Source organism: Lactococcus sp. FSL W8-0209 (assembly GCF_038006585.1).
Taxonomy (GTDB): domain Bacteria; phylum Bacillota; class Bacilli; order Lactobacillales; family Streptococcaceae; genus Lactococcus; species Lactococcus lactis.
On the sequence record NZ_JBBOVN010000001.1, the window covers coordinates 742,788 to 768,997 of the forward strand.

The window sequence follows — 26,210 nt, forward strand, 5'->3', positions numbered from 1 at the left end:
TTTAATTACTTTTGTTTGCGTTTAATAACTAAAATTTGACGCTTTTTTTGTTCTTAGTTTGTCTAAACTTATCCCAAGTTCAAGCTAAAATATAGTATAATAAAATTAATATCTTTTAATTAAGAAATACCAGTCGTTTTAGCAAGAAAGGAGGAAAATATGTTTGCACCCTTGAATACAAAAACTGAATATAGTTTTTTAGATAGTGTCGTTAAAGTTGATGACTATTTGGAAACGGCGCACCGTTTAGGTTATCAAACGGTTGGAATTTGCGATGTTGGGAATCTTCATGCTGCTTTTCGTTTTGTCAGAAAAGCTCAAAAATTTAATTTGCAACCCATTATTAGTATTGAGCTAAATTTTGAATGGCGGGGTTTACCAATTGCTTTTTCTTTTATTGCTAAAGATACTGAAGGTTATAAAAACTTACTTCGGATTTCGACGCTTCATAACTATGGACGCCGTCAATTTTCTGATATTCAAAATCATTTATCAGGAATCGCCTTGATTATTCCTGAAACTTACGGAAGTTTGAGCGAGCTGACAGAACTTTCGTCAGTAGCTGATGAAGCTTTTATTGGGATTGATCAACTGACAGATAAAGGGGCTAAATTTAATTTACCAACACTTCCTTTTCCTGCTATTCGCTATTTGAATTTTGCTGATAATGAAATTTTAGCAATTTTGCATGCAGTGCGTGATGGAGTTTCTTTCGATGAAAGTTTAACAATCAGTTCTAATGAACTTCTTCAAAGACCAGAAGCTTATGAGACTTACTTCCTGAAATATTTTCCACAGGCTTTGAAAAATCTGTCAGCATTAACAGCAAAGATTGCTTATCAGTTCGATGAAAAATTGGAGCTTCCTAGATTCGATAAGAAGAGACAGGCAGTTGAACATTTACGAGAAGAAGCGACTTTAGGTTTGTCAGCTCGACTTGAAGAAAAAAATTTACTGACAGAAGTCTCGTCAGTAAATTTGCAAGATTTGTCAGTTTATCAAGAACGTTTAGAAAAAGAGTTGTCAGTCATTCATCAAATGGGATTTGATGACTATTTCTTGATTGTCGCGGATTTGTTGCGTTATGCCCGTGAACAAGAAATTTATTGTGGAATGGGGCGTGGTTCAGCGGCCGGTTCTTTAGTTGCCTATGTTTTAGGAATTACACAAGTTGACCCTGTTCAACATAATCTTTTCTTCGAACGTTTTTTGAATCCAGAACGTGTCGCCATGCCCGATATTGACATTGACATGCCAGATGACCGTCGTGCTGAATTATTGGCCTATATGAAAAACAGATATGGTTCAGACCATGTCGCACAAATTGTTACTTTTTCAACCTTGGGTAAAAGACAGGCGCTTAGAGATGTTGGTAAAGCTTTTGGAATGACTGAAGCTGAATTATCCAATTTGACTCGGATGCTTGTGCGTCGTTTTGGAACTTTGGCTGATGAGTATGAAAATAATCAACGTTTTAAAGCTGAAGTGTTAAAAAATGGAAAATTGAAAAGAATTTATGAAGTTGCAAGACGAATTGAGGGAATGCCCCGTCAGACTTCAACACACGCTTCAGGTGTCGTTCTTTCTGAAGAATCTTTGGTGAATTATGTATCATTAAAACCGTCAGAAGATTTGGCTTTGACGCAATATGAGGCGCCAGATGTTGAAGCAATTGGACTTTTGAAAATTGACTTTTTGGGATTACGTAATTTAACAATAATTTCTAGATTACGTGATTTGGTGAAAAGACGTCAAAAAATTGATATTGATCCACTAAAAATAAATTTGGAAGATGAAGACACATTGGCCCTTTTTCGGTCTGGAAATACCATGGGAATTTTTCAGTTTGAAAATCCACAAATGCGACGTTTTTTAAGAAATCTTGCCCCAAGTAAATTTGATGATATTGTTGATGCAACTTCAATTTTCCGTCCTGGTCCATCACAGTTTATTCCACAATTTGTTGCTCGACGACATGGGAAAGAAATTGTGCCTACTGTGGATGATTCTATTAGTGAAATCTTAAAGCCAACATACGGAATTATGATTTATCAGGAGCAAATTATGCAGGTGGCTCAAGCTTTTGCTGGCTTTTCTCTTGGGAAAGCTGACCTTCTTAGACGAGCAATTTCTAAGAAAAAAGGGTCTGAGTTAGAAAAGTTGCGTGAAGATTTCTTAGATTCAGCAAGCCATAATGGCCATTCTAAAGAAAAAGCAGAAGAAATCTATGACTTAATTGAACGTTTTGCTAATTATGGTTTTAACCGTTCACACGGTTTTGCTTATGGGGCACTTGCTTTTCAAATTGCTTATTTTAAGGCACATTTTCCTGATGAATTTTATGAAATTCAATTACGTGATCGCAAACGTGAAGTAATGATTTTAGATGCGTTAGAAAATGGGTTTGAAATAGAAAAACCAAGCATCAATCTGATGAAAATTGGCGATTTTGTAAAAAATAAAAAGATTCGTTTAGGATTGGCTCACGTTCAAGGAATTTCTCGTGATTTAGCAAAATGGATTGTTGAAAATCAACCCTACAAAGATTTAGCAGACTTTGTCGAAAAACTACCTAATAATTTTCATAAAAAAGAAAACATTCTCCCTTTGATTCAGATTGGAGCCTTTGATTATGCAGATTCAAATCGAGGGAAATTAGCTTATAATTTGGCTGACCATGCTAATTTATTAAACTATTATAGTGATGATATTTTTATGGCAAGTTCTGGTGGGGGCTTTGCCTATCATGAGGCAGAAGATTATTCAGAAACTGAAAAATACGATTTTGAAAAAAATTTATTAGGAATTGGGGTAACACCACATCCTTTGCAAAATCTAGCTCGCAGATTTGAAGATAATTTTACACCACTTGTTCAACTTGTGAAAAATAGACGAATGACTATCTTGGTTGAAATCAATTACATTAGAACGCATCGGACAAAGACAGGGCAAACAATGGCCTTCTTAACAGTATCTGATAGTCGTGAAAAATTTGATGTGACACTTTTTCCAGAGATTTATCGTCAATTTTCAAGTGAACTTGAACAAGGAAAATTTTATCTCATCAGTGGAAAAGTAACAGAACGTAATGATGAATTACAGATGGTTGCTGACCGAATAAGCCCAGCTTTGGAAACGGATAGAAAACTTTGGCTAAATTTAAAAGATGAGAAGTATAATCAAAAAATTTCACAAATTTTGCGTGAATTTCCGGGTTCTCATCAAGTGATTCTTCACTATTCAAATTTAAAAAAAACAATCCAAACCAAAATTTATGTGGAAGAATCGGAGATTTTACAAAAAAGGCTGGAAGGGTATGTTATAGCTGGTATTTATAAATAAAAAAACCGTTCATCCGAACGGTTTTTTATCTTATCCCACATAAAGGTAAACAGAGAAGAACATGAGCATTGCAGCCAGTAAAACAAAGAGGTGCCATACCACATGGGCAAAAGGAAATTTAAAGTGATAGATGAGTGCTCCAACAGAATAAACAACGCCACCAGCGACTAAAAGCCAGAAACCTACGGGATGCAGGGCATTCCATAAAGGATAAATGACAATTAAAATCATCCAACCGAGAACGACGTATAAAATGGTTGATAATTTTGGTGTTTTACCCCATTTTGGTAAGTAGATTGATGTTAAAACAATCCCTAAAATAGAACATATCCAAATAACTGCTAGGACAATCCAACCTAGCCAATTGTTTAAAGCAACTAAACAGTAAGGGGTATAAGTTCCAGCAATCAAAAAGAAAATTCCGTTGTGGTCAAAAACTCGAAAGACTTTGACTGCTTTAGTAAAATGTAAACTGTGCGCTAAAGTTGAACATAGAAAAAGAATGACTAACGAAGCTCCATAGATTGTAAAAGCAACCACTTCAAGTGCAGAACCAGATGCGGCACCTTTAATGACAAGAAGAACTAATGCTGCAATTGCTAGACCAGTTCCTGCTCCATGAGTAACTGCATTGAAAATCTCATTGAGAATCTGATAGGTTTTTGAACCTTGTGTTTCTTCCATTTGGTCTCTCCAATTTATTGATTTATTCAGCTTTTGAGCAATTTTTAATTTGTTTTTGGAATCAAAAAAATAATATTATCAACCTTTTTTGCTCTTTCCAACTGAAAATTTGTTATAATATATGATAGCACAAATTGTATAGAAAAGGAATTGGACTGCCGACTTTCTCTTATGAGAAAAATGGGAGTTCAGATAGTAAATATGCCAATAAAAATTGTGACAGATTCATCCATTACGATTGAGCCAGGAATTGCTCGTGAACTTGACATTACTATTGTTCCGTTGTCAGTAACGATCGATGGAACAATGTATTCAGACGACGACTTGAAGTTTGAAGATTTCATGGTCAAGATGGCTGCATCAAAAAACTTGCCTAAAACAAGTCAGCCACCAGTTGGTGTTTTTGCCGAGGTTTATGAAAAAATTGCTGCTGAGGATGATGAGATTATCTCCATTCATTTAACAGAAGCATTGTCAGGAACAGTAGAAGCAGCACGCCAAGGGGGAATGCTTTCAGGTCGTAACGTAACGGTCATTGATAGTGACTTTACTGACCAAGCACAAAAATTCCAAGTGGTTGAAGCAGCGCGCCTAGCAAAAGCAGGAGCATCTAAAGAAGAAATTTTAGAAAAAATTAAATATATTCGAGAAAATACAGAGCTTTTTATCGGATTTTCAACATTAGAAAATTTGGTTAAAGGTGGTCGTGTCAGTCGAATGACAGGACTATTTGGAAGTCTTTTACAAGTTCGCGTTATTGGAACTTTGAAAGACCGTGAATTGAATACTCTTTTACGTGGACGTGGAAGTAAAACTTTTTATAAATGGCTTGAAGAACTTTCAGATTCTATTAGTAGTTCTGGACGTAAAATCCGTGAAATTGGAATTTCTCATGCTCAAGGTTTAGAATTTTCACAAAAAGCGAAAGAAGTTTTGCAAAAATTTGTTGAAAAACCTATTTCAATTTTAGATACCAACACGACAATTGCCACTCATACAGGTCCTGGAGCTTGGGCAATTATGATTGATTATGAATGATAAATCTAAAAATATGATGAAAAATTTTATACATACATTTGCCGGCTTGTTGCTGGCAATTTTGCTAATTTTGGGCTTCTTTTTGCTCCTTTTTCCAAAGGCAGGGGACCGATTTTTAGCTGACAAAAAAGTTTCAACTCTGTCAGCAAAAAATCTGACTTATGCAGCTTTAGGAGATTCACTGACAGAAGGAGTTGGAGATGCCACAGGACAAGGTGGTTTTGTCCCTTTATTTGCCAAAGATATTGAGAATAAGACAGATAGCTCTGTCAGTAGTCAAAATTTTGGGAAAGCTGGAGATACAAGTACTCAAATCTATAATCGTATGATGAAAAGTAAAAAAATTACTGACGGCTTAAAAAAGGCTGATATCATTACGATTACCATTGGAGGAAATGACGTCTTAAAAGTCATTCGTGATAATGTCAGCAAACTCTCATCAATGACAGAAAAAGATTTTACTAAGCCAGAGCAACTTTATCAAGCACGGGTGAAAAAATTATTAGATAAAATTCGCGAAGACAATCCCAAAGCGCAGATTTATGTCCTCGGAATTTACAATCCTTTTTATCTTAATTTTCCTGAGCTTACAGTCATGCAGAATGTGATTGATAGCTGGAATACAGCGACTGCTGGCGTTGTAAGTCAAGAAAAGAACACTTATTTTATTCCAATCAATGACTTACTTTATAAGGGTTCAGGAGATAAACAAGCGGTTGAATCTGGCAGTACATCCGATGCAGTTTCCAATAACTTACTTTATACAGAAGACCATTTCCACCCAAATAACGTAGGTTATCAACTTATGGCTGATGCAGTATTTGCAAGTTATAAGGAGGTCAACCAAAAATGACTAAGCGCTTAAAGAAAAAAGCAAAACCAGTTGTTTTTCTAGCTCTTGTTCTTGGTTGTGCATTAATTTTATCAGGAGTTCTTGGTTTGGCGGGGCATTTAAACGAACAAGAATCGTCTAAAACAAAAAAGAAAAGTCAATTGTCAGAAACTAAAAGGAGTTCAACTTCCCCAAAAAATATGGATAAAAATATTGAGCAGATGACTTTGGAACAAAAAGTTGGTCAGTTATTTATGACAGGAATGCCAGCAAATAACTATACTCGGGCAACTTTTGATGCGATTGAAAAGTATCAAGTAGGTAGTATTATTTTGACTGGTCGCTCTAATCTCAGTGTCCCAGAAATGAAAGATATTACTGACAAACTACAAGGCTTAGCACCGGCTAATCGCAAACTCTTGATATCCTGTGACCAAGAGGGAGGAAATGTTCAAGTTCTCCAAGGTCAGGGTTTTTCACAGATTCCTGATGGATTAACTCAAGGAAGTTGGGCAGCTGATAAATTACAAAAGGAATCACAAACTTGGGGAAGTGAACTTTACGCAGCTGGAGTGAATTTTGACTTAGCACCAGTTGCTGACCAAGTTTTATCTGCCGACTTTGCTCCACAAAATGCTCCAATTGGCTATTGGAGTCGCCAATATGCTTATGATAAAGCAAGTATCATAAGCCATGCTCAAGCATTTACGGAAGGCATGAAAGCAGCCAAGGTTTTGACAACTGCTAAACATTTTCCAGGGCTTGGAGCGGTGACAGGCAATACAGATATCAGTGCAGGTGTTAGAGATGACCAAACGAATTCCAATAGCGAATCTGTTCAAATTTTCAAAGATTTAATCTCTTCTGGGACACCTTCGATTATGACCGCAACCGCTATTTATGATAAAATTGACCCTAATCTTCCCGGTGCTTTTTCATCCAAAATGGTTGATGGTTTACTACGGAAACAATTAGGCTTTGATGGTTTGGTTATTACAGATGATTTATCAAATGCTGTCCAAGTACAATCATGGACGCCTGGTCAAAGGGCAGTTTTAGCATTGTCAGCAGGAAATGACCTTGTTTTAGCAAATGAGCCTACACAAATTCCAGAAATGATCTCAGAAGTTTTGCAAAAGGTAAAAGCAGACCCAGACTTTGCTAAAAAAATCAGTCAATCAGCCACAAGAGTGATTAAAGTAAAAGAAGAAATGAAACTTGTAGAATAGAGAAGCAAAATGGAAAATAACGAAAATCAAACAAGAAAATCAAAAACAAAAAATTCCACTAAGCCAAAAACTGAAAAAGAAGAAGGCCTTAAAAAACGTCCTATTTGGAAATGGCTCTTTATTATTCTTTTGGCTCTGAATATAGCTGGAGTTGTGTTTATTGCCATTCGCGTGACTAGCCCAAGAGATCAAACGGTTCTCAATCAAAAATCAACTAATAGTTCAGACCAAAAGGTTGCTCAGATTACGAGCACAACTTCGCAGCTTAATGAATTGATAAATAGTTATTTAGAAACTTATCAAACTAAAGAAATGACTTATAAGTTTTATATTTCTAATCAACAAGCAGTTCTTGAAGCATCTTATAAACTTTTTGGAACCAAAATTCCACTTTATATTTATTTTGAACCTCTGGCACTCTCAGATGGTTCAATTAGTCTATCTGTCCAAAATATTTCTGCTGGAAGTTTGAGTTTACCAACTTCAGAAGTTCTGCAAATTGTTAAGGCATACGACTTGCCAGACTTTGTTCAAGTTGAAAGTAAGAAAAATCAAGTGGTCATTAATTTGTCCAAAATAAATGTCTCAGGTAATCTTTATATTAAAGCGAATCAAATTGATTTAGCCAAAGGGAATTTTGTCTTTGATTTCATGAAAAAAGCCTGAAAAACGCATTAAAATGGCATTTTGACTTGCAAACTAGGCTAAGATTTGCTAAAATGAAAATTGCCTATGTTTAAGGTAAAAAACAAATGGAGGACATTTCTAAAATGGCTAACAAACAAGATCTTATCGCTGAAGTTGCAGCAAAAACAGGATTGACTAAAAAAGATTCAGAAAAAGCAGTTAATGCTTTTGGTGAAGTTGTAACTGAATTCCTTGCAAAAGGTGAAAAAGTTCAATTGATCGGTTTTGGTACTTTCGAAACTCGCGAACGCGCAGCTCGTGAAGGACGTAACCCACAAACTGGTGAAGCAATCAAAATCGCTGCTACAGTTGTTCCTGCATTCAAAGCTGGTAAAGCATTGAAAGACGCTGTTAAATAATTATAGCTATTAAGCATTAAACACCATAATTTTACGGTGTTTTTTTCTTGTCTGTCATTAAAATAAAAAACATATCCCGGGATATGCTTTTTTAGATTTCCTTTGTAAAAAAAGATTCAGTGATAATTTCCCCTAAATTTTCTTCCTTAACAATTCCTGTGTCAGAAAAACCAAGTTTCTTGTAAAAGTGAATGGCATTTTCATTGCTACTTAGTACCCACAGACCAACTTTTGGATAATTCTTTGTTGAAAGTTTTTCTAAGGCGAATTCAAGCATTTTTCGACCTATTTTATGTTTTTTATAGGAGTCGAGTAAGTATATGCCATGAATTTCACCAAAGTTTTCTTCAAAAGAATTATTCCGAAGAGGGCCCCAGCCGCAAAAACCAATAATTTTGCCTTCAACAATGGCAACCACTGTATTTGAACAAAGATTATTTTTAAAAATATTAATGCTTGATTCAAGCGTTCTGTTTTTTAAGAAACTTTCTGGGAGAAGTCCAGTGTATGTTTCTAACCAGGCTTTATAGTGAACAAAAGCAATTTGCTCATAATCATCTGGGAATGCTTTTCTTAGTATTACTTTCATTGTCAGACCCTTAATCTTTTTTTATATTATATCATTTATCAAGAATGATATTCAAAAAAATGAAAAAGCCAAATAGTGATGTTTTCTGCCTTATTTTTTTGTTATACTATTGAATATAAAAAAGTCGGAACGAAGAGGAGGGGAAAATGTTAACTAAAAAAAAATATCAGTCACCTTTAGGAGAAATAACGCTTTTAAGTGATGAAACTTATTTATTAGGAGTGTGGTTTAAAGAGCAAAAATACTTTGCGGCCAATTATGATTTAAATCAGGCAAAAGAGGATAAGAGTCTTCCAATTATTAATGCTATAGAATGGTTGGACGCTTATTTTAAAGGAGAAAACCCTGATTTTAAAAAAATAAAATTGAAACCAGAAGTAACGGAATTTAGAAAAAAAGTACTCAAAATATTAAGTGATGTCCCCTATGGTAGTCTAATTACTTATAAAGAAATATCAAATCTTCTTCAGGTTAATGAAGAGAAAAAAAGAAATATGTCACAGGCGGTTGGTGGAGCAGTTGGACATAATCCATTTTCAATCATTATCCCTTGTCACCGAGTTGTGGGGACTGATGGTTCCTTGACAGGATACGCTGGTGGACTAGAGAAGAAAAAAGCTCTTTTGATACTTGAGCAAGCACATTTAAAAAAATAATTGGAGTTTTCATTTGGAAATTACTGACGAAACTTGGGAAATCATTAAAAATAATGATAAAAACTTTGATAATAAATTATGGTATGGCGTAGCAACAACTAAAATATTTTGTCGACCTTCCTGCGTCTCTAGACTACCAAAAAGAGAGAATGTAAGTATTTTTCAAGCAGCCGAGCAAGCCTTAGAAGAAGGTTATCGTCCTTGCAAAAGATGTCGACCAATGGATAAAATTGTACCAAATGAGGTTTGGGTAGAAGAGATTGATTTACTTTTAAAAAATCATTATGATGAGGACTTAAGTCTTGAGGATCTTGGACAAAGACTTCATGGTTCTTCGTCTTATCTTCGGCATATTTATAAAAAAATAAAAGGGCTAACTCCACAGCAAGAACTAACAAGAATAAGACTTGAGCAAGCAAGAATACGATTGCTTAAAGGAAATGAAGCAATCTCTGAAATTGCGCGTGACGTTGGAATGATGAATACTCCTTATTTTATAAAATCTTTTAAAAAGCGCTATGGACTTGCTCCCAATCAATACCGTAAAGCTTATAATATAAATTCCAAAAAATAGGAGAAAAAACTCTTATTTTTTTATCCCTAAAATTGCTTAATTTATCCCAGACTTTTGGTCAGTACTTTTGATAGATTGAGTTAAAATAGCAATATGAAAATAAAAAATATAAAAAAATCCTATGGTAACAATCAAGTGCTAAATGATATCAGTTTTGAATTAAAAGCTGGTGATAAGGTTGCTTTATTAGGTAATAATGGTGCGGGAAAATCAACATTAATGAATATTATTAATGGAAATGTCAAGGCTTCTTCAGGAAAAATTGAATATGGCAAAATGAAACCGACTTCCAATAATACTGGTTATATCATGCAAAATATGACCTTACCTCCTGATGCTTTAGTCAGTGAAGTTTTAGCTTTGTTTTCAAATGATGAACAATCTAAAGAATATGGCTTAAAACTGGTCAAAGAATTTAAAATGGAATCCTATTTAAAGCAAAGATTTTCAAATTTATCTGGTGGTCAAAAACAAAAACTCTTTTTGGTATCTGCACTACAAAATAGTCCTGAATATTTCTTTTTGGATGAAATTACAACGGGTCTTGACAGTGAGAGCAGAGGAGAGCTTTTTAAATTTTTATCTTCAAATTTGAAAGTAAAAAATTCAACTTTACTTTTGGTAACCCATTATTTAGAAGAAGCATTGCAATTATGCGACCGATTTATCATTCTTAAAGATGGAAAAATTATTGCAGATTTACAAAAATCAGATTTAATTCAAGAAGAATTTTCTTTTGTTGAATTTTTAGTAGAAGTTCCAGAATTTGAAGCCTATAAACTAAAAGAAAAACAGTACAAATTACCAAAGGAATTGGCTGAACAAGCCATCATTAAATTCAATAAAGAACTTGTTTTATATCAAATGACTTACCGTATCAACTTGGAGGAACTATTATCATGAAATTTCTAAAATATTTTACATTTGAACTACGTTTACGCTATCGGAATCCTTCACAAATTTTCTTTGTATTTATCTTTCCCTTATTTTTAATGTTTGCTTTTTCATCAAGTTTTGGAAAAAGCATACCACATTATATTGAAAATAATATTGCATCAATATTATTATACAGTGTTCTATCAGCTAGTTTGACTTCACTGTCAGTACAAATTGCTGACTATCAGTCTAGAAAAATTTATCAATTATTTGTCCAAAGAGGAATAAAAAAATTATTTTATATTATTGCACAAATTGTTAGTTTTATGATTATTATCTTTTGCTCAACGCTTGTTATTCTAGTAGTTGCTCATTATGCTTATGATTATGAGTTTCCTAAGTTGAGTTTATTAATTCTTTTTTATCTAAAACTTTATTTATATTCAATTCCATTTTGTTTATTAGCAATGATTATTGGACTTCTTGCTAAAAACACGGCAACAGCAAGTGCGATTGCTATGCCTCTGATGTTTCTTTCCTTCTTCTTTTCAGGAATGATGATTCCGTTAGCACAACTTTCAGGAGGAATTCGTAAGATTGCTGACAATTTTTTCCTCACTCAGTTACTTTCTGATTTAAACCATACATTAACTTCCAACTATACAGTCGTTCCAAATTGGTCAAGAATATCTTTAAGTGTCGGATTGATTTGTCTCTTAGCCCTATTAGTTTATCGAAGAAAGGCATAAATACTTTAGCTTTTGTTAGTTAAATAATTGTTTAAGTGAGTATTTATTTATATAATGAAAAAGTGAAATTAAAAAAACAAATTGACCCTAATATAGAAGAAGCGGAAATTGTCATTGTTGCTCGAAGGCAAGAAGAATTTTCGGCTATTGTAAAAGAATATCATTTAGAAGATTTGTCTTCTATAGATAACGAAAAACTCTATTTGGCAACAAATAAAGGTTTTGAGATTGTTAATATCAGAGAAATTTTATATTTAAAATCAGAAAAAAATTATCTAGATTTCCATATGACGGATGGAGTGATAAGAGTAAGATCTCCTCTCTATTTTTATGAGAAAAAATTGGCTTTGAATTTTATTAAAATATCAAGAAATACTCTGGTTAATTTTGAACAAATAAGGCGCTTGGAAACAGACTTTGTATACGGAGTATTGCTTTATCTCGGAGATGAAAAGTTGCCTGTCAGTCGTAGATACTTGGCAAATATCAACAAGAAGTTAGAAGAAGGAGCTAAAAAATGAAATATGTAATTTCGGGACTCAAAGGTGCCTTCATTGCTATAGTATGTGGAGTCTTGCTTACTTTGTATTTTGGTGGAGAAATTGATTTTGAATCAATGACTCTAATTCTTGTTTATGGTTTTGTTCAGGGGGCCATGTCTAAATTGATAGATGAATATGTCACAATTGCCTTGCTTGAATTTGTTAGTCAAGCTTTAGCAAGTTATTTGCTGGCTTGGGGTTACTTATTAGTTAATACTTGGCTTTTTGATAGCTCGTGGCAACATCATATTTGGAGTTTTACTATTACTTGGTTGCTCATTTTTATTTTGGTATATCTTTATTCAATCGTCAGAAATCGGAAAATTGTCAAAAGATTTAATAGACAGAAATAGCGAATGCCAAAAGTTTTTTATGGTAATTTAATCATCATTCTTATATTTTAGTCAAACTTTTCGGTATTTTTTGTGTTAAAATAAGATTGATTTTTAAATATTAAGGATAAAAAATGATATATTTTGATAATTCTGCTACGACAGCAGTTAATCCAATGGTTTTACGAACTTATACAGATGTTGCAACAAAAATTATGGGAAATCCGTCAAGTCTACATGGTTTGGGGACAACAGCGACGAGATTATTAGAGGCTTCTAGACGACAAATTGCTGAACTGTTGGGAGTCGATTCACAAGAAATATTTTTTACAAGTGGAGGGACTGAAGGAGATAATTGGATTTTAAAAGGTGTCGCTTTTGAAAAGCGTCCTTATGGTAATCACATCATTGTTTCTAATGTAGAGCATCCAGCTGTAAAAAATACAGCAGAATGGTTAAAAACGCAAGGTTTTGAAGTTGATTTTGCACCTGTTGATGGGGATGGTTTTGTTATTGTTTCTGAGCTTGAAAAATTGATTAGAGATGAAACGATTTTAGTTTCAATCATGGCAGTCAATAATGAGGTCGGAACCATTCAACCGATTGGTGAAATTTCTGACCTACTTGCTGATAAGCCAACAATTTCTTTTCATGTAGATGCAGTACAGGCCATTGGTAAAATTCCATTAGAGGCTTGGTTGACAGAGCGGGTAGATTTTGCGGTTTTATCTGCTCATAAATTTCATGGGCCACGTGGTGTGGGAATTGTTGTTGCAAAAAAAGGGAAAAGACTGACTCCGCTTTTACATGGGGGAGGTCAAGAGCATAATTGGCGTTCGACTACAGAAAATTTAGCTGGAATTGCTGCGACTTCTAGAGCCCTTCGTTTAGCTTTAGATGATGATGACTTTAAACGTCAAAAAGTACGAGCAATGAAGCAGGTGATTTTAGAAGAGTTAGAAAAGCATCGAAAAGTTCATGTTTTTAGTAAAGTGGAGAATTTTGCTCCTAACATTTTGACCTTTGGGATTCGTGGGGTTAGAGGTGAGGTTGTTGTTCACGCTTTTGAACAACATGAAATCTATATTTCGACAACCTCAGCTTGTTCTTCAAAGAAAAATGCGGCGGCTGGAACTTTAGTTGCGATGAATGTCCCTTCAAAATTAGCAACAAGTGCGGTCAGGATTTCTCTTGATTCAACAAATAATATGGCTGAAGTTGAACAATTTTTGACTGTTTTTCGACAAATTTATCAAGAATTAGAAAAAGTAAGTGGTTAAATATTTTATAAAAGTGATTTGAAGATAATTTCAAATCACTTTTCTTATCCAAATCTTAAATTGTTCTTATTAAGTTATCATTAAACTTGGAGTGGTATAACTAGATATGGAAAAAAGAACAAGAGATTATAAAAAAAATGGCTCTAAAAAAATGAGTAAACAAGGGAAAGTACTTATTCTAGCTTTATTAGCATTTCTAATTTTCTTTGTTGGCTTTAAAATATATCATAGTAAAGATGTTCAGGCTTCAACGATTAAATTGGTTAATAAATCAAATGAGACTTATGCTTACTCTGGGTCAAAAAAATTAACGGGTCTTCAAAAAATTAATGGGAATAATTATTATTTTGATTCAACAACAGGTGTGATGAAGACAGGTTTGATGACTTTGGATGGTGGAACGGTTTATTTCAGTCCACAAACGGGGAAAATGGTTTATGGATTACAAAAAATTAATGGTTATTATTACTATTTCACAAAAAAGACGGGTAAAGATGATGTGGTTAAAGCTTATGAAGCGGTGGCCAGCCAATTGAACTCTGATAATTCAGTGATTGAAAAAACAATTTCATCAGGAATGAAACTGGTTGGGAAAAGTCCATATGTTTATGGTGGAGGGCGCACCGATGATTCAGTAGCTGCTAATGAATTTGATTGTTCGAGTTTTATTGCTCAAATGTTCCGGTTAGGCGGTCAATCTTTGGTTTATCAATTTGCGGCTTCAGCCTCCTTGCTAGCTCAAACTGGCGAGGCTGAAGATTGGTCAGATAAGGCGCGTGGTGATTTATTAATTACAGCTGACGATGCAAGTGAGGATGAGCAACATGCGGCTATCTATCTTGGCGGAGGATTTATTCTACATGACTCAACAAGTACTGATGGAGTGAGCATTAGTCGTTTAAATCAGGTCATCAATAAGAAAGTTTTAGGGACAATGACTTGGGGACAACTTTTTGAGCCAGGACATGTTCGTCGTGAAGTTTAAAATTTACTGACAGAATAAAAAAATTACTGACAAAAATTTGTCAGTAAATTTTTTTATTATTTAGCGATTTCAGCATGACGTAAATCAAAAATCATGGCTGAGTTATAAGTTGAAATTCCTTTAAGTTTTGGATTTAATAATAAAGAAACAGATTCAGTGGCTAAGGGATTGACATTAGCGGCCTCATATAGTGCATTCTCAGCATCTTTATAATGAGCATAACGTTTATCAGCTGACAGAACGTCAGGAGCTGTAGTCGCTGCTTGATAGGCTTTATCAAAGTTAGGGTTTTTGACTAATCCATGATTCATTGTACTTCCTGATACAAAATTCATCAAGAAATCAGAGGGTTCATTGTAATCTGCACCCCAACTTGTCAGCAGAATTTGGAAATTATTATTTTGAGCATCTTTTTGACGTTGAGCTGAAGAAACGAGTTTCTCATTAATGGTTAAACCTGGTAAATCTTTTTCGAGATTGCCTTTAAGATAGTCAACCTCTGCCTTGGCAAAGGAATTGTCATTTGCTCCTTCAAGTTCAAGAGTAATTGATGTTTTTCCTAATTCTTTTAGACCTTCTTTAAAAAGTTCAGCGGCTTTTGTGGCATCATATTTATAAGGTTGGGCAGCGTAAGTTGCGAAATCTTCTCCATTTGGTGCTTGATCTAATTTTTTAGGAGTCACTGTATTCGTAATTGAAAAACTTGGCGCCGCAATTTCTAACAAGTTTTTTCTATTTGTTGCTAAGTTTAAAGCTTGACGAATTTTTAAGTTTGAAAGTTCGGGAACTTTACCAGATTGATTGTATTCTAAAACATCAATTCTTGGTGAAGTTAGTGCTTTATAATCTTTATTTTTCTTATTTGCAGAAACTAATTCCGGAGTGGCCAAATTAGCGACATCAAGTTTTCCAGATTTGAAAAGATTAACAGCGGTGTTAGGATTATTTACAATTTGATAAGTTGCTCCAGAAAGCTTAACATTTTTGGCGTCATAGAATTGATCATTTTTTACAATTGAAAAAGTTTCATTTGAACCAGTCCAATTATTTTTTCCTTTGACAAATTTGAAAGCACCATTATAAAGACTGGTGTCTGAACTTGTTCCATATTTATTTCCCATTTTTTTAACGAAAGCTTCATTGACGGGATAATAAGCTGGAAGTGTCAGCAATTTATTGAAGTAAGGAGTAGGTGTTGCTAAAGTGATGACTAATTTCGTATCAGATTCAGCTTTAATTCCAAGGGTATCAACTGGTTTTTTGCCAGTCATTATTTCGCTGGCATTAGCAACAGGTGTTAAGGCATATGCGTATTGTGAACCAGTTTTTGGGTCAACGGTTCTTTGCCAACCATAAACAAAATCAGCAGCTCTTAATTTAGCACCGTTTGACCACTTTAAACCGTCACGCAAAGTTACATTATAAGTTTTGCCATCTTTTGAAATGTCAATTGATTTTGCCAAATCGTTGACAACTTGCGCTTTGGGATTCCAACGGACAAGTCCAGCATCAACATTGAGAAGAACATCAATGGAATTGACGTCAGCAGCCATGCTAGTGTCAAGGGTTAAAATATTGCTTGCAAAGCTGTATTTGGCTTCCTGAGCGGAATCTTCAGATTTACTGACAGAATTTCCACAAGCTGTCAGTAAAAGGGCAGCAGAAAGTGAAATTGCAGAGAAAGCAAAAATTTTTGATTTATTCATGAAATTGTTTTTTCCTTATTAAAATTTTCCAAGAGCAAAGCGCTCCAAAATAACTTTACCCTAAAATAGTGAAATATAAAAATATGTTGTTTGGATTTTAGATAAAAATACTGACAGGAAAATCAGAAAATTTTGTCAACCTTTTTAGCTGATTTATCTTCTCAAATTTCTGTCAGTAACTTTTTTACTTTCTGTCAGTGAAAATTATTTATTTTTCAGACTCAAAATCATAAAGAGCCGTTGATAAGTAGCGTTCTCCATTATCAGGAGCAATCGCTAACACTTTTTTACCCTTACCTAATTTTTTAGCTACTTCAAGGGCAGCATAAATGGCTGCGCCCGAAGAAATTCCAACTAAAAATCCTTCTTTTCCTCCAAGATGACGAGCCGTTAAAATGGCATCATCTCCTTTGACCCGAATGATTTCATCATAAGATTTAGTGTCAAGATTCCCAGGAATAAAACCAGCAGAAATACCTTGGATTTTATGTGGGCCAGCAGCCTCACCCGAGAGAATAGCAGATTCATCAGCTTCGACAACATAAGTTTTGATAGTTGGATTTGCTTTTTTGAGGGCATGCGAAACTCCTGTTATCGTTCCACCAGTCCCTGCACCTGCCACAAAGGCATCAAGTCCAGTTGGCCCAAAAGCATCAATAATCTCAGCTCCTGTTGTTTTTTCATGAATTTCAGGATTTGCGGGATTTTCAAATTGCATGGCAAGAAAATAACCTTCTGTTTCTGAGAGTTCTTTTGCCTTAGCAATTGCAGCTTTCATTCCACCACTAGCGGGTGTTAAAACTAATTGAGCCCCGTAAGCTTGAATCAATTTGCGACGTTCAAGTGAGAATGACTCTGGCATGACAATGACAACTTTGTAACCCAAAGCAGAGCCAACGAAGGCGAGTCCAATTCCTGTATTTCCAGAAGTCGGTTCAACGATTGTTCCACCAGGTTTTAAACGTCCATCGGCCTCAGCCGCCCGAATCATTGCAAGGGCAATCCGATCTTTCACAGAACCACCAGGATTGAAAGCTTCAAGTTTGACATAGACATCAGCACTCTCTGCTGGAACATGTTGAAGTTTAACAATTGGAGTTTGTCCGATTAATTCAGTAATGTTATCATAAATTTTAGTCATTTTTTCGCTCCTTTTACTTTATTATAGCTCAAATAAAAAGATTTGCCTCCTAATATTATAATCATGGCTCTAAAAAAAATTTATGATGTGAAATTTAAAAAATAATAAAGAAAAGACTTTACAAATCGCCAGAAAATTTTTATACTAGTAAGTAACAATAAAAATACAATTGGCATATTTTAGTCAAAAAATTATCTAATATTAAAGAGGAGACTCGATGAAACAGAAACATAAATTAGCGCTTGGTGCGTCAATTGTTGCTTTGGCAAGTCTTGGTGGGATTAAAGCACAAGCTGCATCTGTTCAAGAAATTATTAACGCTGCGGTACCAGTGGCAAATGACTACGGACTTTATCCATCAGTAATGATTGCCCAAGGGATTTTAGAATCAAGTGGTGGACAAAGTGCCTTAGCAAGCAATTATAATAATATTTTTGGAGTTAAATACACTTCTGGTACACCTGTTTATCTACCAACACAAGAGTATTTGAATGGAACAATGACAAATGTTGTTGAACCCTTCCAAGCTTATAGCTCAGTTTATGACGCATGTGTTGCCCAAGCTAAAATGTTACGTGCTTCATCATATTATTCTGGGGCTTGGCGTGAAAATACAAGTTCTTACCTAGATGCGACAGCTTGGCTTGAAGGACGTTATGCCACAGATCCAACTTATGCTTCTAAATTGAATAGCGTGATTTCTGAACTTGGTTTAAGTGTTTATGACCAAGGAGGAGAAATATCAGGAGGAACTGCTGTTACAACTAGTTCATCAGCCTCAACAAATTCAGCTGGCACATACAAAGTACAAGAGGAAGATTCATTATCAGCAATCGCTGCTCAATATGGTACAACTGTTGATGCACTTGTGTCAGCAAATAGTTTAGAAAATGCGAACGATATTCATGTAGGAGAAGTTTTGCAAGTTGCTGGTGCTAGCGCAACTACAACAAGTACCAATACAACTTCCAATGTATCGTCAAGTTCTACTTATACCGTCAAATCGGGAGATAGTTTATATTCGATTGCGGAACGATATGGAATGACTGTTTCATCACTGATGTCAGCCAATGGAATTTATGATGTTAATTCAATGCTTCAAGTAGGACAAGTATTGCAAGTAACTGTAGGTACTAGTGCAACAACTTCAAACACAACGACTTCAAACAGTTATACAATTCAAAATGGTGATAGCATTTATTCAATTGCCACAGCAAATGGTATGACAGCTGACCAATTAGCAGCCCTCAATGGATTTGGAATTAATGACATGATTCATCCAGGACAAACAATTAGAATTTAAATAAAAAAGTCACTGACAATAGAATCAGTAACTTTTTTTTATTGGAAAAAAGGATTATTTTGTTTTTCAGTACCAATACTCGTTTTGGGACCATGACCAGGAAAGACTTGAGTATTTTCATCAAGTGTGAAGAGCTGCTCACGAATTGATTTTAAAAGTTGCGCTTGATTTCCAGTAGGTAAATCCCAGCGTCCTATAGCATTCTTAAAAAGTGCATCTCCACTAAATACAAAAGACTCATTTTCCAATGTAAAAAGCAGACTTACTCCACCAATAGAATGTCCCGGCGTTTCGAGCACTTGAAACTTGAAAGCATCAATATCGTAAAACTGATTAATTTCATAAAAATAATCAGCTTCAGGGCCAGTCACAGCAGTTCCTAGGAAAAAGAGTGATGCATTTAATTTAGGATTTTTCATCCATTCTTTTTCAGCTGAATGAAGGTAGATAGGAACATCAGGAAAATGTTTCCTTAGTTCATTCAGCCCTATAATGTGGTCGAAATGAGCGTGTGTCAGTAAAATAGCGGAGATTGTTTTGTCAGTAATTTTAAGACGTTCAAGAAGTGCTGACGAATCACTTCCAGGATCAATAATGAGATGTGAAGTAGAATTGCTCAGGAGATATGTATTCTCTTGAGCAATTTTATTAACGATTTTTTCAATTTTCATTTAACTACCATTAGCGGAGGATTGACTTATTGTTTGACCAGAACTATCTGTTTTAACAAGAGCAGTTCCTTCTTGACTAACACCCTCAGGCATTGTCCATGTCGCAACAGATGAAGGATCAGGAGTAAGTTGAGTCATCATAGATGAGAAAACTTTGGTTGCAATCTGAGTACTTGTACCATAAATTGGCGTCATTCGATTTGAATAACCGGTCCAAACAGCCATTGAATACTGAGGAGTATAACCAACAAAGTTTTCGTCTGGAGAAACCATACCTGGAAGGGAACCGTATTTCTCAGTGATTTGATCCATTTCACTATCTGTATAGTTAGATGTACCAGTTTTACCAGCGGCTGCCAAGCCGGGAACAGCAGCGTAAGAACCAACAGATTCAGAAAGTGGCAATGTTAAAACACTTTGAAGAATATTGGTCATGATATAAGCGGTTGAGGCTTGCATTGCTCGTGAGCGGACCGGTTTGTATTCAACTGTACGACCATCGGGGAAGACAACTTTGGAAACATAATAAGGTTTAGTGTAAATCCCACCATTTGAGAAGGCAGCATAAGCAGCAGCCATTTTTTCAGAACTTGCTCCACCATTTTTAGAGTTACTAGAGATAGCATTAGAGTATTCCAGAGGATCTAAAGTAATTCCTAGACCATTAACAAATTTGCTAGAATTATCTAGTCCAACATTGATTAAAGTTTTAACAGCTGGGATGTTACGTGAAAGTGCTAAGGCACTTTTGACAGTCATTGAACCAAAATAAGTATTATCCCAGTTTTTTAAAGGCGTTCCATTTGGATAAGTAGTTGGGGAATCGGAAACATAATTATTAGTTGAAGTATAAATATTATTTTCAAAAGCTGGACCGTAGTCGACAATTGGCTTCATGGTCGAACCCCAATCTCGGTCTGTTTGCACGGCTTGGTTAAAGCCAAAAGTAACATTGCTTGGTTGATTACGACCACCAATTTGTGCAATTACAGCACCTGTTTTGACATCAGTAACAGTTGAAGCAACTTGCATTGTATCATCTGGATAAGTGATATAGTTGCCAGTGTTAACAATATTATATAGATTTTGTTGGGCTGTTGTATCAAGAGTAGTATAAATTTTAGCTCCCTCAGTCAAAATATCATCTCCAGCCAAAGTTTTAGCTTGAGCAATTGCCTGTTTGAGGAAATTATCAGCATAACTTGGAATAGTTACACTTTGTTTTAAAGGTTGAAGTCCATCATCAATTGGGGTAGCCAGTGCTTTCTTTTCTTCTTCCGCTGTAATTTTATCATAGCGACGCATTGCACGGATAACCATATCTCGGCGCCATTTAGCAGAAGTAGGATTAGTATATGGATTGTAAGTATTAGGAGCTTGAGGCATTCCTGCAAGTAGGGCAAGTTGAGCGATTGAAAGCTGAGTTAAATCTTTACCATAATAGGCTTGGGAAGCGGTTCCCATTCCATAATAACCATTTGCCATATTAACCTTATTAACATAAGCTGTAAAAATTTGCTCCTTAGTCCATTTTTGGTCTAATTTTAAGGCCATCCAAGCTTCTTGAATTTTAACACTCAAAGTTTGGTCTGATTCATCGGTTGAGAAGAATGAAAGCTTAATGAGCTGCATGTCAAGCGTAGAACCACCGTTTAAAGAACCACCTTTTAAATTATTAACAAAAGCCCCAGCAATCCGAATGGGGTCAATTCCACGAGTATTGAAGAAACGATGGTCTTCAATAGAAGTAACCGCATTAACCAACATTACTGGAATATTATCAGTTTTAACCAGATTTCTTTGTTCAGCTCCTAAAGTTGCCACCACTTTTTCGCTAGAGTCATAAACTTTAGTAGAAGGTTTAGATTCAAGTTTGTCCAAAGTGAGTGCAGGTGCATCCTTAGCATAATAAACGAAAACGGCGCCCCCAGCGGCTAAGGCTAGGATAATTAAAGAAAAGAAAGCAATTAAAAATAATTTTACTGCCGTCCACATTTTAGATTTGGCGGAACCGCGTTTCGTACGTTTTTTTTGTTTATTTTTCTTAGATTTAGTAGAAATTTTACTGTACCTCACAAAGTTTATTCACAATTTCTAGATAAGGAATTCTAGGAATGTGGTTCGTTTCAATTTTATAGCCATTTTCGCGAATATGAGAAAGCGGAATTGACTTCAAACCGCCTTTTTCGTAATAAAAAGTAATCAAAAACGAAGATGGAAGAAGATATGTTTCATTTAACCTTGCAAAGTGCAAGAGGACAAAAGCAATTCCCCCTTGAGCGAGAACATTACTCATGTGAACAATTTGATGCTCATGGAAATTTTTTAGAGGGAAAACAGTTTTTTGCTGTGTTTCCTTTGCTTCAAAGTCGATGTAGTGACCTTTATAGACTCCAGAGTAGTCAGTAGTAGATGCTTGCCTGAAGTAAGCTTCTGTAATTTTTGCACGACTCCTTTGTGGATAATCTACTTTAACGATTTGAATTGGTGTTGGCTTTTTGTGAATAACTGCAAGTCCACGAGAAAGATAATACTCATTTGTTGCATTAATTTCAGCTTCAAAATTCATTCCCCGCTTCCCGAAGGCAACCATCCCTTTGGTTTTTGAGGTGCTTTTTTTAGTTACTGACAGCTCTGTCAGTGATTTTTTTTTCTTAGGAACAGTGCTGTAAGCTCGCGACCTTCCATTAGGATAATTAACCATTCTGTTTTCTACCTTTATAAAATTCTCAGTTAGTTATATAATGTCTATTATAACATAAATTTTACAAGGGGAAAATATTTATGAATTCACTACTAATCATGGGTTATACAAGTTTTGACCTAGGTATTTTCAATGAAAAAGACATAAAAGTATCAATAATAAAAAAAACAATTAGAAGAAAATTAATTAATTTTTTGGAGGAAGGCCTTCGTTGGATTATTTTTACAGGTAATTTGGGTTTTGAATACTGGGCGTTGGAAGTAGCAAAGGAACTTCAGACAGATTATGACTTTCAAATTGGGACAATTTTTTCTTTTGAAACACATGGCCAAAATTGGAACGAAAGTAATCAAGTTAAGTTGGCAGCTTTCAAGCAAGTAGATTTTGTGAAATATGCTTTTGAAACTTATGAAAGTCCAAGCCAATTCCGCCAGTACAATGATTTTATACTGGAAAATACCGAGGGAGCTTTTGTTTTTTACGATGAAGAAAATGAGACAAAATTAAAATATATGGTTGAAAAAATGAAACAAAACACTAATTATGAAGTTTATTTGCTTGATTTTGAAGATTTACAAGAAACTTTTGAAGAAATGAATGAGTGATTTCGTAATTTTTAGAAGAAAATAATTACTAAAAATCATAACGTCACTTTTTTTGCGATATTAATTTTGATATAATACTTAGCAGATGTAAATTAGTTTTTATCCAATGAGGAGAAAAATAAACTTACTGATAATTTTAAAAGGATGGGAAATAGGACTGTGATTGATTTATATTTGTCGCCATCATGTACCAGTTGCCGTAAAGCGCGCGCTTGGTTGCAAAGCCATAAGGTTCCCTTTGTAGAGCACAACATTTTGACACAACCGATGACAACAAACGATTTGCGTCATATCTTGACGAAAACGGAAAATGGAACAGAAGATATTATTTCGACACGGTCAAAAGTTTTTCAAAAATTGGCTGTGGATGTTGATAATTTGACTATTAATGAATTATTAGACTTGGTAACAGAATTTCCAAATCTATTAAGACGTCCAATTATTACTGACTCAAAACACCTACAAATTGGCTTTAACGAGGATGAAATTCGTGCATTTTTGCCACGTGAATATCGTCGAGCAGAAATGTTAAGTACAATAGATTAAGATTTAGGCAGCAAAATTTACTGACAACAATTCTGTCAGTAAATTTTTGCTGAATTTTATAGATTTTTTAGCCTGAACGGGCAGGAGAAACATGAAAGAAAATTATAATTATCCTCTTGATTTAAGTTGGAGTACTACTGAAATGACAGAAGTGCTCTCTTTTTTCAATCAAGTTGAAAAATTTTATGAAAGCAAAGTTGAAAAAGAAGTTTTTTTAGAATCCTATAATGCTTTCAAAAAGATTGTTCCCTCAAAAATGCAAGAAAAACAGCTTGGACGTGATTTTGAACTAAGCAGTGGTTACTCACTTTATCATGCAGTCAAGGAGGTAAAAGCTAGTGGAAAACGATTTGTCAGTGCTGACAAGGCTTGAATTAGCTAAAGATTGGGTAAGAGATGCTGGAAATTTCTTAAAAGAAAATATAGCTGCTCCGTTGGAAATTACTGAAAAGACTCGCTATGATGACTTAGTGACAAATTTTGACAAAGAAGTCCAAGAACAAATAGTAGCCAATATTCTCCATCATTTCCCGGAAGATAAAATTTTAGCCGAAGAAGACGAAGAAAAAATAAAGTTCGATTCAGAAATTCCGCATCTCTGGGTCTTAGACCCCATTGATGGAACAACAAATTTTATTGTTCAAAAAGATAATTTTGCCGTGATGCTTGCTTATTATGAGTATGGTGTTGGTAAATTTGGTCTGATACTAGATGTAATGAAGGATAAACTTTATTGGTGTGATAGCCACAAAGCCTTTTGTAATCAAAAAGAATTGGAACTCAAAGAAAGACCTTTGGCTCAAAGTTTACTTGGAGTGAATAGTTACATGTATAGATCTAATAGTGGAGGCTTGTTAGATTTAAGCCATCAAACTTTAGGGGTTCGTATCATTGGCAGTGCAGGTATCAGCTATGGTCAGCTTCTGGAAGGAAAGATAATTGGCTATTTCAGTAATCTTCAACCTTGGGATTATGCAGCCGGAAGTATTATTGCTGAAAGAATTGGCTATGTTACATTGAACATATCGGGTGAAAGTCCCCATTTTAACTGTAGAGAGCGAGTATTCACTGCCCCCTCATACTTAATTTCTGAAATACAAAAATACATCAAAAAATAAACAGAGTGAAATATTTCAGAAAAATGGAAGGTACTTTTGTGTTATAATCTAAAAATATAAAATAAAATTTAGAGGAAAAATAGGATTTAAATGATGGATAAAATAATTGTAAAAGGTGGGCAAACAAAACTTCAAGGTGAAGTTGAAATTGAAGGAGCAAAGAACGCTGTTCTTCCTCTTCTTGCAGCAACATTACTCGCTAGTGAGGATGAAGTTGTACTTACTAATGTCCCTATTTTAAGCGACGTTTTTATGATGAATAATTTGGTAAATCATCTTGGAACTGCGATTAGCTTTGACCAAGAAGCAAAGAAAATTATTGCTAAATCAAATTCAGAAATAAAAACAACTGCACCATATGAGTATGTCAGCAAAATGCGTGCCTCAATCGTTGTTATGGGACCAATCTTAGCCCGCAACGGACAAGCACGTGTATCAATGCCAGGTGGATGTTCCATTGGATCTCGACCAATTGATTTACATTTACGCGGTTTTGAACAAATGGGAGCAACAATCACTCAAAATGCTGGTTATATTGAAGCTAAGGCTGATAAATTAAAAGGAGCTCATATTTATCTTGACTTTCCATCAGTAGGAGCTACTCAAAATCTTATTCTTGCTGCGACACTAGCTGACGGGACAACGACACTTGAAAATGCAGCACGTGAACCAGAAATTGTTGACTTAGCAAACCTCCTAAATAAAATGGGAGCAAATGTTAAGGGGGCCGGAACAGATACAATTATTATTAAAGGTGTTGAAAAAATGCATGGGGCAAACCATTCAGTTGTTCAAGACCGAATTGAAGCAGGAACTTTCATGGTTGCGGCCGCAATGACACAAGGTGATGTTTTAATCAAAGACGCGATTGCTGAACATAACCGTCCATTGATTTCAAAACTTAGCGAAATGGGTGTTAATTTTACCCAAGAAGAATCTGGACTTCGAGTTGTTGGGCCTGAAAAACTAAAAGCAACAAGCGTTAAGACTTTACCACACCCAGGATTTCCTACAGATATGCAATCACAAATGACAGCTGCTCAGGCCATTGCCGTGGGAGAATCAGTGATGGTAGAGACAGTATTTGAAAATCGTTTCCAACATTTGGAAGAAATGCGTCGTATGGGATTGGAAGTTGACATTACTAGAAATACAGCGCTTATTCAAGGAAATTCAAATTTACAAGGTGCTGCGGTAAAATCAACAGATTTACGTGCAAGTGCCGCATTGATTCTTTTGGGATTGGTTGCCAAAGGGCAAACAACTGTTAGAAGATTAAGTCATTTAGACCGAGGCTACTATAAATTCCATGAAAAATTAAAAGCTCTGGGAGCTAATATTATTCGTGTAGAAGACGAAGACGGAGAAGGCTAATGTTTAAGAAAACCATAAAATTTTTAGGACTAAGACTCTCTATTATTATTTTTGTTATAGTTCTACTAGTTCTTGCCGCCGTTTTAGGACTTATGGTTGGTTATGGTTTTCTAGGTGGAGGAAATCCTTCCAACGTTTTCAACCATAACTTATGGAAAGAAGTTATGGATAAACTTAGCCCTGCAAAATAATAAAAGACTTGATTCGGAAGAATCAGGCCTTTTATTTTGTTAAGAAATTACATTTTATAAGTCAAAAAAGCTAGTCTTTCTTGAAATATAGCGGATT

28 protein-coding genes are annotated in these 26,210 nt (G+C 35.0%); 21 read left to right on the top strand and 7 right to left on the bottom strand.

The annotated features are described in order from the left end of the window. Window positions 1–159 precede the first annotated feature (159 nt). A complete protein-coding gene (locus MKX45_RS03745; RefSeq protein ID WP_340816816.1) occupies window positions 160–3,342 on the top strand; it encodes a DNA polymerase III subunit alpha in 3,183 nt (1,060 codons plus the stop codon). A 30-nt stretch (window positions 3,343–3,372) separates the two neighbouring features. Here the strand turns inward: MKX45_RS03745 and trhA are convergent, their stop codons facing one another. Next, window positions 3,373–4,026: a PAQR family membrane homeostasis protein TrhA gene (gene trhA, locus MKX45_RS03750; protein WP_039114674.1), complete on the bottom strand. Its 654-nt coding sequence runs from the start codon at window positions 4,024–4,026 to the stop codon at window positions 3,373–3,375. Between the two features lie 201 nt (window positions 4,027–4,227). On the opposite strand from trhA, the gene MKX45_RS03755 reads away from it, so the two are divergent. The 5 genes from MKX45_RS03755 (at window position 4,228) to MKX45_RS03775 (ending at window position 8,171) form a co-directional block, all read left to right on the top strand. Further along, on the top strand, window positions 4,228–5,064 hold the full coding sequence (locus MKX45_RS03755; protein WP_014570388.1) for a DegV family protein: 837 nt from the start codon (window positions 4,228–4,230) through the stop codon (window positions 5,062–5,064). Beyond that, window positions 5,057–5,917: an SGNH/GDSL hydrolase family protein gene (locus tag MKX45_RS03760; protein WP_278216461.1), complete on the top strand. Its 861-nt coding sequence runs from the start codon at window positions 5,057–5,059 to the stop codon at window positions 5,915–5,917. The genes MKX45_RS03755 and MKX45_RS03760 overlap by 8 nt, the downstream gene beginning before the upstream one ends. After that, window positions 5,914–7,125 (top strand): glycoside hydrolase family 3 protein, encoded by a 1,212-nt coding sequence (locus tag MKX45_RS03765; protein WP_340816817.1) that lies wholly within the window; start codon window positions 5,914–5,916, stop codon window positions 7,123–7,125. The genes MKX45_RS03760 and MKX45_RS03765 overlap by 4 nt, the downstream gene beginning before the upstream one ends. A 9-nt stretch (window positions 7,126–7,134) precedes the next feature. Beyond that, the gene (locus tag MKX45_RS03770) at window positions 7,135–7,791 is read left to right on the top strand and encodes a YpmS family protein (protein WP_010905401.1); all 657 of its coding nucleotides are present in this window, start codon (window positions 7,135–7,137) and stop codon (window positions 7,789–7,791) included. Between the two features lie 104 nt (window positions 7,792–7,895). Further along, entirely contained in the window at window positions 7,896–8,171 is a 276-nt protein-coding gene (locus MKX45_RS03775) for an HU family DNA-binding protein (RefSeq protein ID WP_010905402.1), read from the top strand. A 91-nt stretch (window positions 8,172–8,262) separates the two neighbouring features. Here MKX45_RS03775 and MKX45_RS03780 read toward each other — a convergent pair whose 3' ends face one another. Next, window positions 8,263–8,760: a GNAT family N-acetyltransferase gene (locus MKX45_RS03780; protein WP_021723467.1), complete on the bottom strand. Its 498-nt coding sequence runs from the start codon at window positions 8,758–8,760 to the stop codon at window positions 8,263–8,265. A gap of 146 nt (window positions 8,761–8,906) precedes the next feature. Here MKX45_RS03780 and MKX45_RS03785 point away from each other — a divergent pair, with 146 nt between their 5' ends. The 8 genes from MKX45_RS03785 to MKX45_RS03820 all read left to right on the top strand — a co-directional run bounded on the left by MKX45_RS03785 (window position 8,907) and on the right by MKX45_RS03820 (window position 14,754). Next, window positions 8,907–9,416 (top strand): methylated-DNA--[protein]-cysteine S-methyltransferase, encoded by a 510-nt coding sequence (locus MKX45_RS03785; RefSeq protein ID WP_340816818.1) that lies wholly within the window; start codon window positions 8,907–8,909, stop codon window positions 9,414–9,416. A gap of 13 nt (window positions 9,417–9,429) precedes the next feature. Then, on the top strand, window positions 9,430–9,990 hold the full coding sequence (locus MKX45_RS03790) for a bifunctional transcriptional activator/DNA repair enzyme AdaA (RefSeq protein ID WP_195918558.1): 561 nt from the start codon (window positions 9,430–9,432) through the stop codon (window positions 9,988–9,990). Window positions 9,991–10,083: 93 nt separating this feature from the next. Then, the gene (locus tag MKX45_RS03795) at window positions 10,084–10,893 is read left to right on the top strand and encodes an ABC transporter ATP-binding protein (protein WP_012897268.1); all 810 of its coding nucleotides are present in this window, start codon (window positions 10,084–10,086) and stop codon (window positions 10,891–10,893) included. After that, entirely contained in the window at window positions 10,890–11,615 is a 726-nt protein-coding gene (locus MKX45_RS03800) for an ABC transporter permease (protein WP_021723464.1), read from the top strand. The genes MKX45_RS03795 and MKX45_RS03800 overlap by 4 nt, the downstream gene beginning before the upstream one ends. A 62-nt stretch (window positions 11,616–11,677) precedes the next feature. Then, window positions 11,678–12,136: a LytTR family DNA-binding domain-containing protein gene (locus MKX45_RS03805; protein WP_003131756.1), complete on the top strand. Its 459-nt coding sequence runs from the start codon at window positions 11,678–11,680 to the stop codon at window positions 12,134–12,136. After that, complete coding sequence (locus MKX45_RS03810; RefSeq protein ID WP_012897270.1) at window positions 12,133–12,510, top strand: hypothetical protein; 378 nt, start codon at window positions 12,133–12,135, stop codon at window positions 12,508–12,510. Before MKX45_RS03805 ends, MKX45_RS03810 begins: the two co-directional genes overlap by 4 nt. 113 nt (window positions 12,511–12,623) lie before the next feature. Beyond that, window positions 12,624–13,769: a cysteine desulfurase family protein gene (locus MKX45_RS03815; RefSeq protein ID WP_195918557.1), complete on the top strand. Its 1,146-nt coding sequence runs from the start codon at window positions 12,624–12,626 to the stop codon at window positions 13,767–13,769. Window positions 13,770–13,875: 106 nt separating this feature from the next. Then, on the top strand, window positions 13,876–14,754 hold the full coding sequence (locus MKX45_RS03820) for a C40 family peptidase (RefSeq protein ID WP_340816819.1): 879 nt from the start codon (window positions 13,876–13,878) through the stop codon (window positions 14,752–14,754). 56 nt (window positions 14,755–14,810) lie between these two features. Here MKX45_RS03820 and MKX45_RS03825 read toward each other — a convergent pair whose 3' ends face one another. Next, window positions 14,811–16,460 (bottom strand): peptide ABC transporter substrate-binding protein, encoded by a 1,650-nt coding sequence (locus MKX45_RS03825; protein ID WP_340816820.1) that lies wholly within the window; start codon window positions 16,458–16,460, stop codon window positions 14,811–14,813. A gap of 208 nt (window positions 16,461–16,668) precedes the next feature. After that, the gene (cysK, locus tag MKX45_RS03830) at window positions 16,669–17,601 is read right to left on the bottom strand and encodes a cysteine synthase A (protein WP_003131750.1); all 933 of its coding nucleotides are present in this window, start codon (window positions 17,599–17,601) and stop codon (window positions 16,669–16,671) included. Between the two features lie 217 nt (window positions 17,602–17,818). On the opposite strand from cysK, the gene MKX45_RS03835 reads away from it, so the two are divergent. Beyond that, the gene (locus tag MKX45_RS03835) at window positions 17,819–18,904 is read left to right on the top strand and encodes a LysM peptidoglycan-binding domain-containing protein (RefSeq protein ID WP_340816821.1); all 1,086 of its coding nucleotides are present in this window, start codon (window positions 17,819–17,821) and stop codon (window positions 18,902–18,904) included. Window positions 18,905–18,942: 38 nt separating this feature from the next. Here the strand turns inward: MKX45_RS03835 and MKX45_RS03840 are convergent, their stop codons facing one another. The 3 genes from MKX45_RS03840 to recU form a co-directional block, all read right to left on the bottom strand. Next, the gene (locus tag MKX45_RS03840; RefSeq protein ID WP_039114691.1) at window positions 18,943–19,575 is read right to left on the bottom strand and encodes an MBL fold metallo-hydrolase; all 633 of its coding nucleotides are present in this window, start codon (window positions 19,573–19,575) and stop codon (window positions 18,943–18,945) included. Further along, window positions 19,576–21,570, bottom strand: coding sequence for a transglycosylase domain-containing protein (locus MKX45_RS03845; RefSeq protein ID WP_043994558.1), 1,995 nt, complete (start codon window positions 21,568–21,570; stop codon window positions 19,576–19,578). A 67-nt stretch (window positions 21,571–21,637) separates the two neighbouring features. Beyond that, window positions 21,638–22,279 carry a Holliday junction resolvase RecU gene (recU, locus tag MKX45_RS03850; RefSeq protein ID WP_195918553.1) on the bottom strand — a complete coding sequence of 214 codons (642 nt, stop codon included), beginning with the start codon at window positions 22,277–22,279 and terminating at the stop codon, window positions 21,638–21,640. A gap of 80 nt (window positions 22,280–22,359) precedes the next feature. Between recU and MKX45_RS03855 the strand changes: the two genes are divergently transcribed. From MKX45_RS03855 to MKX45_RS03880, 6 genes are all read left to right on the top strand, one after another. Continuing rightward, window positions 22,360–22,884 carry a DUF1273 domain-containing protein gene (locus MKX45_RS03855; protein ID WP_010905434.1) on the top strand — a complete coding sequence of 175 codons (525 nt, stop codon included), beginning with the start codon at window positions 22,360–22,362 and terminating at the stop codon, window positions 22,882–22,884. A 159-nt stretch (window positions 22,885–23,043) separates the two neighbouring features. Beyond that, window positions 23,044–23,430: a transcriptional regulator Spx gene (spx, locus tag MKX45_RS03860; protein WP_010905435.1), complete on the top strand. Its 387-nt coding sequence runs from the start codon at window positions 23,044–23,046 to the stop codon at window positions 23,428–23,430. 91 nt (window positions 23,431–23,521) lie between these two features. After that, complete coding sequence (locus MKX45_RS03865; protein WP_003131743.1) at window positions 23,522–23,803, top strand: UPF0223 family protein; 282 nt, start codon at window positions 23,522–23,524, stop codon at window positions 23,801–23,803. Beyond that, complete coding sequence (locus MKX45_RS03870; RefSeq protein WP_058208079.1) at window positions 23,769–24,548, top strand: inositol monophosphatase family protein; 780 nt, start codon at window positions 23,769–23,771, stop codon at window positions 24,546–24,548. The genes MKX45_RS03865 and MKX45_RS03870 overlap by 35 nt, the downstream gene beginning before the upstream one ends. Window positions 24,549–24,641: 93 nt before the next feature. Further along, window positions 24,642–25,922, top strand: coding sequence for a UDP-N-acetylglucosamine 1-carboxyvinyltransferase (gene murA, locus MKX45_RS03875; protein WP_039116580.1), 1,281 nt, complete (start codon window positions 24,642–24,644; stop codon window positions 25,920–25,922). Continuing rightward, on the top strand, window positions 25,922–26,113 hold the full coding sequence (locus tag MKX45_RS03880) for a DNA-directed RNA polymerase subunit beta (RefSeq protein WP_003131739.1): 192 nt from the start codon (window positions 25,922–25,924) through the stop codon (window positions 26,111–26,113). Before murA ends, MKX45_RS03880 begins: the two co-directional genes overlap by 1 nt. The last annotated feature ends 97 nt before the right edge of the window (window positions 26,114–26,210 follow it).

Excerpts from the sequence above, each read along its gene's own strand:
- MKX45_RS03820 (WP_340816819.1), top strand. The coding sequence starts at position 13,876 with ATGGAAAAAAGAACAAGAGATTATAAAAAAAATGGCTCTAAAAAAATG.
- MKX45_RS03780 (WP_021723467.1), bottom strand. The coding sequence starts at position 8,760 with ATGAAAGTAATACTAAGAAAAGCATTCCCAGATGATTATGAGCAAATT.
- MKX45_RS03815 (WP_195918557.1), top strand. The coding sequence starts at position 12,624 with ATGATATATTTTGATAATTCTGCTACGACAGCAGTTAATCCAATGGTT.
- MKX45_RS03835 (WP_340816821.1), top strand. The coding sequence starts at position 17,819 with ATGAAACAGAAACATAAATTAGCGCTTGGTGCGTCAATTGTTGCTTTG.
- trhA (WP_039114674.1), bottom strand. The coding sequence starts at position 4,026 with ATGGAAGAAACACAAGGTTCAAAAACCTATCAGATTCTCAATGAGATT.
- MKX45_RS03855 (WP_010905434.1), top strand. The coding sequence starts at position 22,360 with ATGAATTCACTACTAATCATGGGTTATACAAGTTTTGACCTAGGTATT.
- MKX45_RS03785 (WP_340816818.1), top strand. The coding sequence starts at position 8,907 with ATGTTAACTAAAAAAAAATATCAGTCACCTTTAGGAGAAATAACGCTT.
- MKX45_RS03755 (WP_014570388.1), top strand. The coding sequence starts at position 4,228 with ATGCCAATAAAAATTGTGACAGATTCATCCATTACGATTGAGCCAGGA.
- MKX45_RS03765 (WP_340816817.1), top strand. The coding sequence starts at position 5,914 with ATGACTAAGCGCTTAAAGAAAAAAGCAAAACCAGTTGTTTTTCTAGCT.
- MKX45_RS03795 (WP_012897268.1), top strand. The coding sequence starts at position 10,084 with ATGAAAATAAAAAATATAAAAAAATCCTATGGTAACAATCAAGTGCTA.
- cysK (WP_003131750.1), bottom strand. The coding sequence starts at position 17,601 with ATGACTAAAATTTATGATAACATTACTGAATTAATCGGACAAACTCCA.
- MKX45_RS03800 (WP_021723464.1), top strand. The coding sequence starts at position 10,890 with ATGAAATTTCTAAAATATTTTACATTTGAACTACGTTTACGCTATCGG.
- MKX45_RS03865 (WP_003131743.1), top strand. The coding sequence starts at position 23,522 with ATGAAAGAAAATTATAATTATCCTCTTGATTTAAGTTGGAGTACTACT.
- MKX45_RS03760 (WP_278216461.1), top strand. The coding sequence starts at position 5,057 with ATGAATGATAAATCTAAAAATATGATGAAAAATTTTATACATACATTT.
- MKX45_RS03770 (WP_010905401.1), top strand. The coding sequence starts at position 7,135 with ATGGAAAATAACGAAAATCAAACAAGAAAATCAAAAACAAAAAATTCC.
- MKX45_RS03745 (WP_340816816.1), top strand. The coding sequence starts at position 160 with ATGTTTGCACCCTTGAATACAAAAACTGAATATAGTTTTTTAGATAGT.
- MKX45_RS03840 (WP_039114691.1), bottom strand. The coding sequence starts at position 19,575 with ATGAAAATTGAAAAAATCGTTAATAAAATTGCTCAAGAGAATACATAT.
- MKX45_RS03775 (WP_010905402.1), top strand. The coding sequence starts at position 7,896 with ATGGCTAACAAACAAGATCTTATCGCTGAAGTTGCAGCAAAAACAGGA.
- MKX45_RS03825 (WP_340816820.1), bottom strand. The coding sequence starts at position 16,460 with ATGAATAAATCAAAAATTTTTGCTTTCTCTGCAATTTCACTTTCTGCT.
- MKX45_RS03810 (WP_012897270.1), top strand. The coding sequence starts at position 12,133 with ATGAAATATGTAATTTCGGGACTCAAAGGTGCCTTCATTGCTATAGTA.
- murA (WP_039116580.1), top strand. The coding sequence starts at position 24,642 with ATGGATAAAATAATTGTAAAAGGTGGGCAAACAAAACTTCAAGGTGAA.
- recU (WP_195918553.1), bottom strand. The coding sequence starts at position 22,279 with ATGGTTAATTATCCTAATGGAAGGTCGCGAGCTTACAGCACTGTTCCT.
- MKX45_RS03845 (WP_043994558.1), bottom strand. The coding sequence starts at position 21,570 with ATGTGGACGGCAGTAAAATTATTTTTAATTGCTTTCTTTTCTTTAATT.
- MKX45_RS03880 (WP_003131739.1), top strand. The coding sequence starts at position 25,922 with ATGTTTAAGAAAACCATAAAATTTTTAGGACTAAGACTCTCTATTATT.